We start from the raw sequence: 16,501 nt of genomic DNA on the forward strand, positions 1-16,501 counted from the left end.
GTTTGTTTAGTTTTCAAAGATCAATTTCTCTATCGCCCGTAAGCGACTTAATAAATATACCACCTGTAAAAACTAAAGTCAACAATTTTTCTATTCTTTTTTACAATAAGGATCTTTTAAATATTTTATTCCGATAATATTAACTCCACCGCCCTGAAATTAATAAAAAAGGGAACACACCTAGTGTGCCCCCCTCAAATTTTATTCTTCTTCCTCTGTAGTTACCACATCAGAATGCTCTTCCACCGTATCAATAGAATCAGGTTCAAGGTTTTCTTCTTCCTCTTCTTTTTCTACCTTAGCTACTGTAGCTACAAATTCATCTTCACTTTCTTTCATGCTTATAAGCTTCACACCTTGAGTGTTTCGGCCCATCTTAGAAATCCCACCAACATCCATCCGGATAAGTACACCGCCAGTGGTAATCAGCATGAGATCCTCTTCACCAGTAACCGCGCGCATCGAAACAAGATCACCATTTTTTTCAGTCACATGGCATGTCTTGATTCCTTTTCCGCCTCTGCCTTGGATACGATATTCAGATGCAGTTGTTCGTTTTCCATAACCATTTTTGGTTACAATAAGAACATCATTCGTTTCCTCTAAAACTTCCATTCCGACTACTTCATCGTTACTATCTAAAGAAATACCTTTCACACCAGTGGCCGTTCTTCCCATAGATCGAACATCAGTTTCTGGGAACCGAATCAACATACCTTTTTTGGTGCCAATAATAATATCCTTGCTGCCATCGGTCAAGCGGACACTGATTAATTCATCACCTTCACGCAAACTTAAGGCAATTAAGCCATTGTTGCGAATATGGGCAAATGAAGTTAATGGGGAGCGTTTTGAGATTCCCTCTTTGGTTGTAAAGAATAGGAACCAGTCATCCACAAATTCCTCCACCGGAATGATCGCATTGACCCATTCTCCTTTTTCGATACCAAGGAGGTTAATAATCGGAATACCTTTAGCCGTACGGCTGTATTCAGGTATTTCATATCCTTTTGAACGATAAACTTTACCTTTGTTCGTAAAGAAGAGAATCGTATCATGTGTTGAAGTCGTTATTAAATGTTCAACAAAATCATCCTCATTGGTTCCCATTCCCTGGATTCCACGTCCTCCGCGTCGTTGAGCACGATAGGTGGAAACTGGAAGTCTCTTAATATAACCATTATGAGTCAAGGAAATAACGATATTTTCTTGTGGAATTAGATCCTCATCTTCAATGTTTTCTATTCCGCCTGTAACAATTTCTGTCCGGCGTTTGTCATTGAAGCGCTCTTTGATTTCCAACAATTCTTCGCGGATAATTTCAAGAACCTTTTCATCATCAGCTAATATTGCCTTTAATTCAGCAATCAGCTTCACAAGGTTTTGATATTCTTCTTCAATCTTTTCTCTCTCTAAACCTGTTAAACGCTGTAAGCGCATATCAAGGATCGCTTGGGCCTGCTTTTCAGAAAGATTAAAGGTAGTCATCAAGCCCTCTCGAGCAATTTCAGTCGTTTGAGAACTACGAATTAAATTAATGACTTCATCCAAGTGATCTAGCGCAATCCTTAACCCCTCTAAGATATGGGCACGTGCTTCCGCTTTACGCAGTTCAAACTCGGTTCTCCGGCGGATAACTACATTTTGATGGTCCAGGTAATGGACTAAGCATTGTTTAAGTGTCAACACCTTTGGATGTCCATTAACTAGGGCAAGTGTGTTAATTCCGAAGCTAGTTTGTAATGCTGTATGTTTATATAAATTATTTAAAAGGACGTTGGCATTCGCATCTTTACGAACTTCAATAACAATCCGCATACCTTTTCGGTCGGATTCGTCTCTCAGGTCAGTAATACCTTCGATTTTTTTATCACGGGCAAGTTCAGCGATTTTTTCAACTAATCTCGCCTTATTCACTTGATAAGGTAATTCATTAACAATGATAACTTCTTTACCATTTGCCTTTTGCTCAATGACTACCTTAGCACGAACTGTAATGGATCCTCTGCCTGTTTCATAGGCTTTACGAATACCGCTTCGGCCTATGATAATACCTCCGGTAGGAAAGTCTGGACCGGGAATAATTTCCATGAGCTCTTGTGTAGTAATTTCAGGGTCACGACTAAGCGCTAAAACTCCATCGATTACCTCTCCAAGTTGGTGCGGCGGAATATTAGTTGCCATCCCAACAGCGATTCCTGTTGTCCCGTTAACTAAAAGGTTAGGAAACCGAGCTGGCAGAACAACTGGCTCTCTCTCCTCCCCATCATAGTTATCCTGATAATCAATCGTATCCTTGTTTATATCTCGTAATAACTCCATCGAGATTTTCGACATTCTTGATTCTGTATAACGCATCGCAGCTGCAGAGTCACCATCGACAGATCCGAAGTTTCCATGTCCATCAACAAGCATATAACGGTAGTTGAAGTCCTGTGCCATCCGAACCATTGTTTCATACACAGCAGAGTCACCATGTGGATGATATTTACCGATTACATCCCCAACAATACGAGCTGACTTTTTATAGGGTTTGTCTGAATGCATTCCAAGATCATGCATAGCATATAGAATACGGCGATGAACTGGTTTCAATCCATCCCGAACATCTGGAAGGGCACGTGAAACGATAACGCTCATTGCATAGTCGAGAAAGGAAGATTTCATTTCCTTACTAATATTAATCTCTGTTACTTGAGAATTTGGCGTATCAGCCATACTTATTACCTCCTTTCACCGTTGCTTTATATATCTAAATTCTTCACGTATTGGGCATTCGCCTCAATGAAATTACGACGTGGTTCTACCTTTTCACCCATTAACATATCAAAGGTTTCATCCGCCTCAATCGCATCTTCAAGGCTAACCTGAAGCATACTTCTTCTCGCTGGATCCATTGTGGTTTCCCATAATTGTTCAGGATTCATCTCGCCTAATCCTTTATATCGTTGAATATTTGGTTTTGGTGTCGCTGGAAGCACGGCAAAAATCTTTTCAAGTTCTTTATCATTATAGGCGTACTCAACTCGCTTACCTTGCTGCACTTTATATAGTGGCGGCTGGGCAATATATACATAACCCGCTTCTAAAATCTTTCTCATAAAGCGGTAAAAGAACGTTAGTAGAAGTGTCCTAATATGGGCGCCATCCACATCCGCATCCGTCATAATGACGATTTTATGATAACGCGCTTTGGAAATATCAAAATCTTCACCGATTCCTGTTCCAATCGCAGTAATCATCGCTCTTACCTCATTGTTAGAAAGGATTCGATCTAAACGTGCTTTCTCCACATTAAGAATTTTCCCGCGTAGTGGCAGAATGGCTTGGAAGTGACGATCACGACCTTGCTTTGCTGATCCGCCAGCGGAATCACCCTCAACGATATACATTTCACTTTCAGCAGGATCTTTTGAAGAACAGTCAGCTAATTTTCCAGGTAAACTAGAAACCTCTAAAGCACTTTTTCGGCGGGTCAGCTCTCTAGCCTTCTTTGCCGCAAGCCTTGCACGTGCAGCCATAAGACCTTTCTCGACAATTTTCTTGGCAACCGCTGGATTTTCCAACATGAATTTATCAAAAGTGCTGGCAAAGACGGCATCAGTGATGGCTCTTACCTCAGAATTGCCTAACTTTGTCTTAGTTTGTCCTTCAAATTGTGGGTCTGGATGTTTAATGGAAACGATCGCGGTAATTCCTTCACGAACATCCTCCCCTGAAAGATTAGTATCATTGTCTTTAATTAGGCCATTTTTTCGCGCATAATCGTTGATGACTCTTGTTAAAGCCGTTTTAAAACCAGATTCATGTGTTCCGCCTTCGTACGTATGAATGTTATTTGCGAAAGAATAGATATTCTCTGTATAGCCTTCATTATATTGGAGTGCGACTTCCACACTAATTCCATCGCGTTCTCCCTCCATGTAAATTGGTTCTTCATGGATCACTTCTTTTGTACGGTTTAAATGCTCTACATAGGATTTAATACCGCCCTCATAGTGATATTCGTTTCGTTTATTTTCAACTCGCTTATCCTCTATCGTAATTTTGATTCCTCTGTTAAGGAATGCAAGTTCACGAAGGCGAGTAGCAAGAATGTCATATTCATAGACCAAAGTCTCCGTAAAAATCTCACCATCTGGTTTGAAATGAGTAATGGTCCCCGTTTGGTCAGTCGTACCAATTACCTCTAATTCAGAAACAACCGCGCCTCGTTCAAATTTAATACGGTGGATTTTTTCATCACGATGGACATAAACCTCAAGTTCAGTAGACAGCGCATTAACTACGGATGCACCTACCCCATGCAGTCCTCCAGAAACTTTATAGCCTCCGCCGCCAAACTTACCTCCTGCATGAAGTACAGTCATAATAACTTCAACTGCAGGTCTGCCCATCTTTTCTTGAATATCAACCGGAATCCCGCGGCCATTATCTTTAACTGTAATGCTATTATCTTCCTCAATGGTGACATTAATTTCATTACAGAAACCTGCTAATGCCTCGTCAATACTATTATCTACAATTTCCCAAACAAGATGATGAAGCCCTTTACCGCTTGTTGAACCAATATACATTCCTGGTCTTTTTCGAACAGCTTCAAGTCCTTCAAGAACCTGTATTTGCTCCGCACCATATGCTTGTTCCACAGCCTTTTGTTCTAAAGTCATGCTTGTTCACCTGCACCTTCTGACAAAAATATATCTATATAATCATTAAAAAACATGTAATTAACTTCAAAATTCATGTATAGTCATTTGATTTGAACGTTTCTTTAAAGTACCAGAAGAAATCGGGGATAAGTATACATTGTCATTTGTGACAATAACTGATTTAAAGGGGTTTTTAGATAGATTAATTACCTTTTCCTTTCGAGACTTGAGGAATTCTTCAACGAGCGGCGAGTTGTTAACACTCTCTTTATCCAAGATAGAAATAATATCCCTTGCTCTAATATTAATATCTTCCCCGATATGGATATACATGGTTCACCTCAATTTACTTTCTTCATCCTTCCGGCTTCAACAATAAATGTTGAGGCCTCCTTTAATGTTTGATGATCGATTCCCTCAACACTTGTGGTTGTCACAAAGGTCTGTACCTTCCCTTGGATCGTGTTAAGCAAATGAGACTGCCGGTAATCGTCTAATTCTGATAAAACATCGTCTAAAAGTAAAATTGGATATTCTCCAATCTCAGCATATATTAATTCAATTTCAGCAAGTTTCAAGGATAATGCCGTGGTCCGCTGCTGACCTTGTGAACCAAAGGTTTGTACATCTCTTCCATTCACAGTAAAAATAAGGTCATCCCGATGGGGACCAAACAGGCTTGTTCCTCGTTCAATTTCCCTCGTTCTAACCTTGCTGAATTTTTCTTCAAAGCATGCTATCATCTTCGACAAATCTTGCTCTTCTAATACCTCTACCGACGGTTTATAGGTAATTTCGAGTGTTTCTAGATCTCTCGATATTCCTTGATGAATGGGTTTGGCCCATTTTTGCAGAAGACGCAGGAATTCAAACCTTTTTGTGACAATTTTCACAGCCATCCCAATAAATTGTTCCGTTAAGATTTCCAGCATTGTTTGATCTGTCTGTTTTTTTATCTGCAGCATTTTTAAATAATGATTGCGCTGCTGAAGTATCTTTTGATACTGACTCATTTCATGTAAATAAAGCGGCGAAACTTGTCCAATTTCCATATCAATAAAACGCCTGCGCACTTGAGGGCTCCCTTTTACTAGGTTAAGATCCTCAGGAGCAAACATAACGACATTCATATTTCCGACATATTGACTTAATTTACGCTGCTCAATATGGTTAGATTTCGCTTTTTTTCCCTTTTTTGAAATAATTAATTGCAATGGCAATGAGCCGTGTTGCTTTTGAACCCTACCCTCTATTTTAGCATATTCTTGGTCCCAGCGAATAAGTTCTTTATCATTGGAAGTACGATGTGATTTGGCCATTGCTAAAACATAAATGGATTCCATCACATTTGTTTTTCCTTGGGCATTTTCACCCAGGATCACATTTACTTTGTTCTCAAATTCTACGAACAACTCTTCATAATTTCGATAATTGGTGAGCGCTAATTTTTCAATATACATATAGGAAAACATCCTTTAGCTGAGCTATTCAATAAATTAAGAAGTAATTTACTCAATAAACTACTTCTTAATTTACTCAGTAATGACAAACTCTCCAAAGCCAGGAATCCTGATTTTGTCACCAGAGCGCAGCTTTCTTCCTCTTCTTTGATCTTGTTCACCATTAATAAATATTTCATGTTCGCTTAAAAACCATTTTGCCATGCCGCCAGTTTGTATTACATCAGCCAGTTTTAAAAATTGACCTAAGGTAATAAATTCTGTATCAAGCTTTATTTTTTCAGGCAAATCGTCACCCTCGTTTCTAAAATGGTCTCAATACTTTATTTTACTAAAAAATCGACAGAGTTACAAAGAAAACTAAAATAAAGCCACCATAGTTTGGTGGCATGGAGGATTAAGTATATAAAGTTAGTATGTTCGGACTGGTAAGATTAATTGTAAGATCGTTTCGTCATGAAGCGGGCGAATCACGAAAGGACGCATGGCACCAGTAAAGCTCACTCTAATATCTTGACCTTCAAGCGCTTTTAAGGCATCCATCATATATTTCGCACTAAAGGAAATCTTTAATTCTTCTCCCTCAATCGCTTCACTTTGAATTTCTTCGACAACTTTCCCAACTTCTGGAGTGTTTGAAGAAATTTCAATGAGTCCACCCTCAATTGTCGAAAGTTTAACAACATTATTTCTTCCTTCTCTTGCTAGTAGCGACGCTCGATCGATTGCCTGTAAAAATTCCTTTGTATTAACCGTTACATCCGTTTTACTTTCACTTGGAATCAATCTTGATGTATCGGGATAATTTCCTTCTAACAATCTTGAGAAAAATAACAAGTGCTTCGCTTTAAATAAAATCTGATTTTCAGTGATTACAATATCAATCAGTTCATTACTGTCATCAATAATTTTACTTAGTTCATTTAAGCTTTTTCCTGGAATAACGACATTATAATTCTCGTTGTTTGGCGTTTCAATCTTTGCCTTCCTTAGTGCAAGACGATGACTATCTGTTGCAATACAGTTTAACTCCCCATTTCCAACACGCCAGTTTACACCTGTCAAGATGGGGCGTGTTTCTGAGGTGGACACGGCAAAATGTGTTTGTCGGATCATTGCTTTTAATAAATCGGTGGCAATATGAAATTTATTATTTTCTTCTAATTGTGGCAGATGAGGATATTCTTCTGCATCAAGACCGACTAAGTTAAATTCAGATTTCCCTGAGCGAATAACGGTTTGAAGAGACCCTAGGACTTCAATTTCTACTGAAGCAGTCGGTAGTTTTTTAACGATTTCACTAAAGACTTTTGCTTGAAGTACAATCGAGCCTGCTTGTTTAACTTCAATAATTTCGTCACCAGCATCCTCTTTAGGAATAAACGATTCAATCGAAATATCTGAATCACTCCCTGTTAGAGTAACACCTTCAGTTGTCGCTGTAATTTTAATCCCCGTTAAAATTGGAATAGTGGTTCTTGATGTAACAGCCTTCATTACATCTTGAACACTCTGAACTAATCGATCTCTTTGGATGATAAATTTCATCGAATATAATCCTCCGTTTTAAGCATATTTTTGTTATTAAAAACATAATATATTTTTTTAAAAAAAGAGTAGAAGTACTAGTAGGTCCTGTTAGTATGTGGATAACCCATTATTTCAACGGAAACACAGCCTATCCACATGTGGACAGACTGTGTGTAAATACTAAGAAGTTATGCACATAATTCAGTCGTGTTTTAGACCTTCAAAAGTTCATGAAGTTCTTTCATTTGTCTTTGCAGCTGGGCATCGGACTGGAGGAGTTTAGAAATCTTTTCGTGCGCATGAATGACGGTAGTATGATCTCGCCCGCCAAACTCTTCTCCTATTTTCGGCAAAGAATAATCCGTTAATTCACGTGATAAATACATCGCAATTTGTCTAGGAAATGCGAGCGACTTTGTCCGTTTTTTTGCTTTGAAATCTTCCAGTTTAATACTAAATAGTTCCCCAACCGTCTTTTGAATATCCAAAATTGTGATGACTTTAGGCTTGGAGCTTGGAATGATGTCCTTTAAAGCTTCTGCTGCTAAATCGGCATTGATATCCTTATTGATTAATGAGGAGTAAGCAACCACGCGGATTAGCGCACCCTCAAGCTCACGAATGTTGGAGTCAATTTGATTGGCAATATATAACATGACCTCATTTGGAATATCCAGGCCCTCTGCCTTTGCCTTTTTCCTGAGGATGGCAATCCTTGTTTCTAAATCAGGCGGCGTAATATCAGTTATCAAACCCCATTCAAATCGGGATCTGAGCCTGTCCTCCAATGTTGGAATTTCTCTTGGCGGCCGGTCGCTGGAGATAATAATTTGTTTACTTTCTTCATGGAGTGCATTAAACGTATGAAAAAATTCTTCCTGGGTTGATTCTTTTCCAGCTAAGAATTGAATATCATCTATAAGTAAAATGTCAACATTTCGATATTTATTGCGAAAATTCTCCGCTTTATTGTCTCGAATCGAGTTAATAAACTCGTTAGTAAATTTTTCGGATGATAAATAAACGACTTTTGCTGCAGGGTTATGATCTAAAACATAATGACCAATTGCATGCATTAAGTGCGTTTTTCCTAATCCCACGCCTCCATAGATAAAGAGGGGATTGTATGCTTTGGCAGGTGCTTCAGCTACAGCGAGCGATGCGGCATGGGCAAAACGGTTGCCTGAGCCAATGACAAATGTATCAAAAGTATACTTTTGATTTAAGATACCTTGAGGAAATTCCCCATGATCATCGTCCTTTTTTACCTTTTTAGGAGGTAATTGCACATCATTTTCTGCTTCTTTTTGATTTTGCGGAATGATAAATTTAACAGCAAGCTCTTCGCCGGTAATTTCATATAGTATTCCTGCGATTAACTGAGAGTAACGTTCTTCCAGCCAATCACGGGCAAATTCATTGGGTGCTGTAATAATCAACAAATCACCTTGAAGGGAATGGGCCTTGGTGGACTTAAGCCAGGTATCAAAGCTTGGTTTGCTGATCTTTTTCTCTATATTAGCTAATGCAGCATGCCAAAGATCCGCAATATTTTCCAAATAATATCCCTCCTTTAGTACGCAGCCTAGATTAGCACTTGCGCTTTTCTTATACCGTCAGTACAACCTATTAATTTATAAATATACGAATCAGTGAATGTGGATAATAAATAATAAGGAAGTAAAGTGGAGTTTCGACAATATCCACTTCTTGTGGACAACTTTCTACAGTACCCTAGGATAAGCTATCCACATGATATCCACAAATTGTGGATAACGTTTTGGTGTGGATAAAGTTATTCAGAGTGAAAACACAAATATAATATCAAATAATTGCTTAAGGCGCAATGCCTTTTCGTAGTTTATCCACAACGATAACAATATGTGCACAGAATTTGTCCACAAGTAGATGTTTTGTGCAAAACCTGTCAATATCTTGTGTGGATAGCTAAAATAATGTCGAAAAAATATCCACAAGGAACTAAGGGATATTGGATCAAGAAGTTGGATATCTTTTCAGTGAGAAAAATTAATCATTTTTTTTTTATTGATCGGACATTTTCATATAAGATTAGAATTTCTCGTATTTAGCCAATTCATGTTCGATAAAATTTGGAAATGGGAACAATATCAGAGAATGGTTGACAATTTAATGGTGAGGTTATTATAATGAATAAGACTGTCACTTAACTTGATAGCATCCTTTAGGGAGGTGTCATATAATGAAAAGAACATATCAACCAAATAAACGTAAGCATAGTAAAGTTCACGGTTTCCGTAGTCGTATGAGCTCAGCTAATGGCCGTAAGGTTCTAGCTCGTCGTCGTCTAAAGGGAAGAAAAGTATTATCAGCATAGACCACTGAAAAGTCAGTGGTCTTTTTTCTAATCCGACTGAGGGTGTTTTTATGAAAAAAGAGCTACGTATTAAAAAGAATAAAGAATTTCAAGCAGCATTCCAAAAGGGGCAGTCTTTTGCCAATCGGCAGTTTGTTGTTTATTCCTTATTAAAAGAGGGACAAGATCATTTTCGGATTGGTTTGTCTGTGAGTAAGAAGATTGGAAATGCTGTTACAAGGAATCGAATTAAACGCTATGTAAGGCAATCGATCTTTGAGTTAAGCGAGCAGCTAGCAATTGGGAATGATTATGTCATTATTGCCAGAAAGCCAGCAGCTGACATGGACTTTTTTGAAGTGAAAAAAAGTCTGACCCATGTTCTAAAAGTCGGGAAGGTTTTAAAAAAGTGATAGTAAGGACATAAATGCGAAGGAATTTGCCTGAAAATTTGCATCATATTGAAGACAATTCCTTTGCGTAAATGATAAAATACCTTTGAAAAACGTAAAAAAAATAATACATAGAGTGGTTTGACTATCTTTATTGTAAGGAGGAAATTTTGGTTGAAAAGAAGAATATTACTAGTAGTCGGCTTACTTTCTGTTTTTATCCTGCTGACAGGATGTAGTGAAATCAAACAGCCGATTACTTCGGAGAGTACAGGCTTTTGGAATGAGTACATTGTCTATCCATTATCCTGGTTAATTAAAGAAGGGGCATTTATTCTTGGAGGAAGCTTTGGGCTATCGATTATTGTTGTAACGATTCTCATCCGTCTTGCCATTTTGCCGCTTATGATCAAGCAGACAAGAAGTTCGAAAGCGATGCAAGCTTTGCAGCCAGAAATGAAAGCACTTCGCGAAAAATATAGCTCTAAAGATCAAAAAACACAGCAAAAATTGCAACAGGAAACAATGGCCCTATTTTCAAAACATGGTGTCAATCCAATGGCCGGCTGTTTTCCGTTAATCGTGCAAATGCCCATTTTAATTGGTTTTTACCATGCAATTTCAAGAACAAGAGAAATTGCTTCAGATAATTTCCTCTGGTTTGACCTTGGGGATAAAGACCCTTACTATATCTTGCCGATAGTTGCTGGGATTACCACGTTCATTCAGCAAAAAATTATGATGGCTGGACAAGAGCATAATCCGCAAATGGCAATGATGCTTTGGATGATGCCAATCATGATTGTTGTATTTGCCTTTAGTTTCCCTGCCGCTCTGTCATTGTACTGGGTAGTAGGTAATATCTTTATGATTGTACAAACTTATTTTATTAAAGGACCGGATCTAAAGGCGGCAAAGGCATCCGGTAATGCGGGAGGAGCAAAAAAGTGAAACAGGTAACTGCTACAGGACAAACTGTCGAAGAAGCAGTAAAATCAGCTTTAGCTCAATTACAAATCAGCAAAGACCGCACAGATATTGATATTATTGATGAAGGTAAAAAAGGGATTTTCGGGATTTTCGGTTCACGTCCGGCGGTGGTAAAAGTAACAGTTATCATTGATCCGATTGAGGAAGCTAAGAAATTCCTTACTCAAGTAAGTGAACAAATGGGAGCCCCGGCTGAAATAGAAATTAAGCGTGAGGGAAAACATGTTCATTTTATCTTGACCGGGGAAAAGATTGCTTTATTAATTGGAAAAAGAGGGCAAACGTTAAATTCGCTTCAATATTTAACACAATTAGTCCTTAATCGTTTCTCTAATCAGTATTTAACGGTGATTCTAGATGCAGAAGATTACCGGAAAAGAAGAAATGAGACCCTTGTTCAATTAGCTCACCGGCTCGCCGGGAAGGCCCTTAAGTCAGGAACAGATGTAACTTTAGAGCCAATGCCTTCTTATGAGCGTAAAGTTATTCATGCTGCATTATCTGATAACAAACGTGTAAAGACATTTTCTGATGGATCGGAACCACATCGTTTTATTGTGATTTCTCCAGCGAAAAGATAATATCATAAGTCCTTAAAACATCCTATCGAATGATAGGATGTTTTTTTTTGGCTTCTGAAAAAAATGTCGAAAAAAGAAGTTGTTGATAACCTAAATCTTTTCTCGTTTTTCGTTTTATTGTTATTCACATGTGGATAAGTTAAAATAATAATGGGATTAAATTGAATTGTGGATAGTTAGAGGTCGAGAAGGTTTACTTTTTCAACAGATAATCATGTGGTATTCTATTGTTTTGGAGAAAAAATCATTTTTTATATAGATAACAGTTTTTAGTGTGAGGTGAAGGAAATGGAATATGATACGATTGCGGCTATCTCCACTCCGATGGGGGAAGGAGCGATTGCTATTGTCCGCTTGAGTGGGGATGATGCGTTTGAAATTGCAGACAAACTATTTAGAAGTATCGGCGGGAAGAAGCTGACTGAAGCAGCAACCCATACGATTCACTATGGGCACCTGATCGAACCGAAATCAAAACAAGTGGTCGAAGAGGTTATGGTTTCAGTGATGAAAGGTCCGAAAACTTTTACAAAAGAAGATGTAGTGGAAATAAACTGCCATGGCGGAATTGTTTCTGTGAATAGAGTCCTTCAGTTAGTGTTAACGAATGGCGCGAGACTGGCTGAACCAGGTGAATTTACAAAGAGGGCTTTTTTGAATGGTCGGATTGATTTATCGCAAGCGGAAGCAGTCATGGACTTAATCAGGGCAAAAACCGATCGGGCGATGAATGTAGCGCTAGGACAAATGGAAGGGCGCTTATCAAAGTTGATTCAGAGACTCAGACAGGAGATTTTAGAAATCCTCGCTCATGTTGAGGTTAATATTGATTATCCGGAATATGACGATGTGGAAGAAATGACCCATAAAATGCTGTCAGAAAAAGCTCATTTTGTCAGGGAGGAAATCAAGAAACTGTTACAAACATCAGAACAAGGGAAGATTTTACGGGAAGGATTGTCAACGGCGATTGTTGGCCGCCCAAACGTAGGGAAATCTTCACTCTTAAACAGCCTTGTCCATGAAAATAAAGCGATTGTAACAGATATTCCTGGAACCACAAGAGATGTCATTGAAGAATATGTGAATGTTCGCGGCGTCCCCCTTCGGCTTTTGGACACTGCAGGAATTAGAGAAACAGAGGATATTGTCGAACGAATTGGAGTGGAGCGCTCCCGTCAGGTTTTACAAGAGGCAGATTTGATTTTGCTGGTCTTAAATTACGCAGAGCAACTGAGCGCAGAAGATGAAAAGCTTTTTGAAGTAGTCAAAGGTATGGATGTCATCGTTATCGTGAATAAAACAGACTTGGAGCAAAAAATCGAGTTTGACAAGGTATACGCTTTAGCAAAGGAACACAAGGTTGTTACCACTTCTTTGCTTGAAGATCGTGGGGTCAATGAGTTAGAGGAAGCCATTGCTTCATTATTTTTTGCAGGATCCATTGAGGCTGGCGATATGACCTATGTTTCCAATAGCCGCCATATCGGCTTATTAAGCCAAAGCTTACAGTCGATTGAAGAGGCGATTGAAGGAGTGGAAATGGGGACACCGATAGATATTGTTCAAATTGATTTAACAAGAACATGGGAATTACTTGGCGAAATCATTGGTGAAAGCGTTCATGAGAGCCTGATCGACCAACTATTTTCTCAGTTCTGTTTAGGAAAATAAAAAGGAAAGCGGAAGCCCTTTGATTTGGCGGGCTGAAGCTTGACCGTTATAAAAAAGTGAAAAGCATTGTTTCCGTAAGATACGGAAAAGGAGGAACAACATGCAATACGAAGCAGGAAAATTTGACGTCATTGTCATCGGAGCAGGACATGCCGGTTGTGAAGCAGGCCTTGCTGCCGCTCGAATTGGTGCAAAAACATTAATGATCACCATTAATCTTGATATGGTAGCCTTTATGCCGTGTAACCCATCGGTTGGAGGCCCTGCTAAGGGAATCGTCGTTCGTGAAATTGATGCGCTTGGCGGTGAAATGGGTAGAAATATTGATAAAACCTATATCCAAATGAGAATGCTGAACACAGGTAAAGGGCCTGCCGTTCGAGCATTACGTGCCCAAGCGGATAAATTTGCTTATCAGCATGAAATGAAAAAAACCATTGAAGAAGAAGAAAATATGACTCTCCTCCAAGGGATGGTCGAAGAATTAATCGTCGAGGATGGCGTTTGTACCGGCGTTATTACCAAAACAGGAGCTGTGTACCGTTCTAAAACAGTCGTTATTACAACCGGTACATTCTTACGTGGTGAAATTATTATTGGTGACTTGAAATATTCGAGTGGCCCGAACAACCAACAGCCATCAATCAAATTATCTGAACATCTTGAAACACTAGGATTTGATCTGGTCCGCTTTAAAACGGGAACGCCGCCGCGCGTTAATAGTAATACCATTGATTACAGTAAAACAGAAATCCAGCCGGGTGATGATCAACCTAGAGCATTTTCTTATGAAACAACGAAATATATTACAGATCAGCTGCCATGCTGGTTAACCTACACAAACGAAGAAACGCATCAAATTATTGATCAGAACCTTCATCGCTCACCAATGTTTTCTGGAATGATTAAGGGAACAGGTCCGCGGTACTGTCCGTCGATTGAGGATAAAGTGGTCCGCTTTAATGATAAGCCGCGGCACCAAATTTTCCTTGAGCCTGAAGGAAGGAATACTCAGGAAGTATATGTGCAGGGGTTGTCAACAAGCTTACCGGAAGATGTGCAGCAGCAAATTCTAAAATCGATTTCAGGACTTGAAAATGTGCAAATGATGCGTTCCGGTTATGCGATTGAATATGATGCGATTGTTCCGACACAGTTGTGGCCAACACTTGAAACAAAGGTAGTGAAAAATTTATATACTGCCGGTCAAATTAATGGGACATCTGGTTATGAGGAAGCGGCAGGTCAAGGCTTAATGGCCGGGATCAATGCAGGCTTAAATGCACTGGGCCGTGACCAGTTAGTATTAAGCCGTTCCGATGCGTATATTGGAGTATTAATTGATGATTTAATTACAAAAGGTACGAATGAACCGTATCGTTTGCTAACATCACGTGCGGAGTACCGCCTGCTATTACGCCATGATAATGCTGATTTACGCTTAACTGAAATAGGCCATCAAATTGGTTTAATCCGTGACGAACGTTATGAAAAGTTCTTGGCTAAAAAAGACGCAATTGATGCCGAAAAGCAACGCTTGGAATCAACATTCCTGAAACCGACAGCTGAGGTTCAAGAAATGATCCGCAGCATTGGCGGCAGTGAATTAAAGGATGGAATCCGGGCCTCTGATTTATTAAAAAGACCTGAGATGTCCTATCAGCAACTTGAAACTATTTTCCCTAGTGAAGTTGCTTTAGACGAAGATGTAAAGGAACAGGTGGAAATTCAACTTAAATATGATGGATATATTACCAAGTCCCTGCAGCAAGTGGAACGATTAAAGAAGATGGAAGATAAGAAAATTCCTGAGAATATTGATTATGATGCCGTCTCCGGACTTGCGACGGAAGCTAGGCAGAAATTAAAGTTAGTCAAACCGCTGTCCATTGCCCAGGCATCCCGGATAGCCGGTGTAAATCCTGCTGATATTTCCATCTTGCTTGTCTATCTAGAACAAGGCAAGATCGCAAGGGTTTCGAATGAATAACTATGTGAGGAAGATTACTGAATGATCATCGAACAATTTGCAGCAAATTTACAGGAAAAGGGGATTACCCTTACAAGTGTGCAGCTCGACCAATTTGAGAAGTATTTTGAAACATTGGTTGAATGGAATGAAAAAATGAATCTCACCGCGATTACCGATAAAGCGGAAGTGTATTTAAAGCATTTTTATGATTCCATTACGGCTTCGTTCTATTATAATTTCACAAAGCCGTTCCATCTTTGTGATGTTGGAGCAGGTGCAGGGTTCCCAAGTATTCCATTAAAAATTGTTTACCCTCATATTGAGGTGACGATTGTAGATTCATTAAACAAGCGTATTTCTTTTTTAAATCATCTAGCTAAAGAATTGAATTTAGAAAACGTCCATTTTATTCATGATCGTGCGGAAACCTTCGGGGTCAATCCAGAGTTCCGTGAAACATTTGATGTAGTAACGGCAAGGGCGGTAGCAAGAATGTCCGTGTTGAGTGAGTTTTGTTTACCACTTGTCAAAGTAGGCGGTCATTTTATTGCTATGAAGGCGGCTCATGCTAAGGATGAATTAGGAATGGGTCAAAAGGCAATCACCACTCTTGGTGGAAAATTAGAGGAAATGTTTACTTTTACGCTTCCAATGGAAGAAAGTGAACGAAATATTCTCATTATAAAAAAGGAAAAACAAACACCAAAGAAATATCCGCGAAAGCCTGGGACACCAGGAAAGACACCAATTGAATAAGAAAAGCAGAAGCGCCCGTTTAGCAGCGGATGGACCGGAGCGCTTTGACTTCTTTAGAAAAACAATTTTGGAAATCTAACAATTTTTAGGGCAAACATGTTATTCTAGGCAGGAAGAATGGAACTAGGCAGAGAATAAGTAATAGGGAGTTTCGTAAAG

The 16,501-nt window shown here is 39.1% G+C and carries 14 protein-coding genes; 7 read left to right on the forward strand and 7 right to left on the reverse strand.

Annotation, left to right across the window (positions count from 1 at the left end; all coding sequences use genetic code 11):
• Positions 1-201: 201 nt before the first annotated feature.
• The 7 genes from gyrA to dnaA all read right to left on the reverse strand — a co-directional run bounded on the left by gyrA (position 202) and on the right by dnaA (position 9,201).
• Positions 202-2,718, reverse strand: coding sequence for a DNA gyrase subunit A (gene gyrA / locus COJ96_RS28005; protein ID WP_098576998.1), 2,517 nt, complete (start codon positions 2,716-2,718; stop codon positions 202-204).
• 26 nt (positions 2,719-2,744) lie between these two features.
• The gene (gyrB, locus tag COJ96_RS28010) at positions 2,745-4,670 is read right to left on the reverse strand and encodes a DNA topoisomerase (ATP-hydrolyzing) subunit B (protein ID WP_098577001.1); all 1,926 of its coding nucleotides are present in this window, start codon (positions 4,668-4,670) and stop codon (positions 2,745-2,747) included.
• 66 nt (positions 4,671-4,736) lie between these two features.
• A complete protein-coding gene (remB, locus tag COJ96_RS28015; RefSeq protein ID WP_098577003.1) occupies positions 4,737-4,985 on the reverse strand; it encodes an extracellular matrix regulator RemB in 249 nt (82 codons plus the stop codon).
• Between the two features lie 8 nt (positions 4,986-4,993).
• Positions 4,994-6,112, reverse strand: a complete 1,119-nt coding sequence (gene recF, locus COJ96_RS28020) for a DNA replication/repair protein RecF (RefSeq protein WP_098577006.1) — start codon at positions 6,110-6,112, stop codon at positions 4,994-4,996.
• Between the two features lie 72 nt (positions 6,113-6,184).
• Complete coding sequence (yaaA, locus tag COJ96_RS28025) at positions 6,185-6,400, reverse strand: S4 domain-containing protein YaaA (RefSeq protein WP_098577009.1); 216 nt, start codon at positions 6,398-6,400, stop codon at positions 6,185-6,187.
• A gap of 123 nt (positions 6,401-6,523) precedes the next feature.
• Positions 6,524-7,660 carry a DNA polymerase III subunit beta gene (gene dnaN / locus COJ96_RS28030; protein WP_098577012.1) on the reverse strand — a complete coding sequence of 379 codons (1,137 nt, stop codon included), beginning with the start codon at positions 7,658-7,660 and terminating at the stop codon, positions 6,524-6,526.
• Positions 7,661-7,854: 194 nt separating this feature from the next.
• The gene (gene dnaA / locus COJ96_RS28035) at positions 7,855-9,201 is read right to left on the reverse strand and encodes a chromosomal replication initiator protein DnaA (protein ID WP_098577015.1); all 1,347 of its coding nucleotides are present in this window, start codon (positions 9,199-9,201) and stop codon (positions 7,855-7,857) included.
• A 662-nt stretch (positions 9,202-9,863) separates the two neighbouring features.
• Here dnaA and rpmH point away from each other — a divergent pair.
• The 7 genes from rpmH (at position 9,864) to rsmG (ending at position 16,342) form a co-directional block, all read left to right on the forward strand.
• Positions 9,864-9,998 (forward strand): 50S ribosomal protein L34, encoded by a 135-nt coding sequence (rpmH, locus tag COJ96_RS28040; RefSeq protein ID WP_007084526.1) that lies wholly within the window; start codon positions 9,864-9,866, stop codon positions 9,996-9,998.
• A gap of 50 nt (positions 9,999-10,048) precedes the next feature.
• Entirely contained in the window at positions 10,049-10,390 is a 342-nt protein-coding gene (rnpA, locus tag COJ96_RS28045) for a ribonuclease P protein component (RefSeq protein ID WP_098577018.1), read from the forward strand.
• 153 nt (positions 10,391-10,543) lie between these two features.
• On the forward strand, positions 10,544-11,320 hold the full coding sequence (gene spoIIIJ / locus COJ96_RS28050; protein WP_098577021.1) for a YidC family membrane integrase SpoIIIJ: 777 nt from the start codon (positions 10,544-10,546) through the stop codon (positions 11,318-11,320).
• Positions 11,317-11,940: an RNA-binding cell elongation regulator Jag/EloR gene (gene jag / locus COJ96_RS28055; protein ID WP_098577024.1), complete on the forward strand. Its 624-nt coding sequence runs from the start codon at positions 11,317-11,319 to the stop codon at positions 11,938-11,940. The genes spoIIIJ and jag overlap by 4 nt, the downstream gene beginning before the upstream one ends.
• A 288-nt stretch (positions 11,941-12,228) precedes the next feature.
• Positions 12,229-13,614, forward strand: a complete 1,386-nt coding sequence (mnmE, locus tag COJ96_RS28060) for a tRNA uridine-5-carboxymethylaminomethyl(34) synthesis GTPase MnmE (protein ID WP_098577027.1) — start codon at positions 12,229-12,231, stop codon at positions 13,612-13,614.
• Positions 13,615-13,714: 100 nt separating this feature from the next.
• A complete protein-coding gene (mnmG, locus tag COJ96_RS28065; RefSeq protein WP_098577030.1) occupies positions 13,715-15,604 on the forward strand; it encodes a tRNA uridine-5-carboxymethylaminomethyl(34) synthesis enzyme MnmG in 1,890 nt (629 codons plus the stop codon).
• 21 nt (positions 15,605-15,625) lie between these two features.
• Complete coding sequence (rsmG, locus tag COJ96_RS28070) at positions 15,626-16,342, forward strand: 16S rRNA (guanine(527)-N(7))-methyltransferase RsmG (RefSeq protein WP_098577033.1); 717 nt, start codon at positions 15,626-15,628, stop codon at positions 16,340-16,342.
• The last annotated feature ends 159 nt before the right edge of the window (positions 16,343-16,501 follow it).

Origin of the sequence: Bacillus sp. AFS073361 (assembly GCF_002567005.1) — a bacterium.
In the GTDB taxonomy this organism is placed as follows: Bacteria; Bacillota; Bacilli; order Bacillales; family Cytobacillaceae; genus Neobacillus.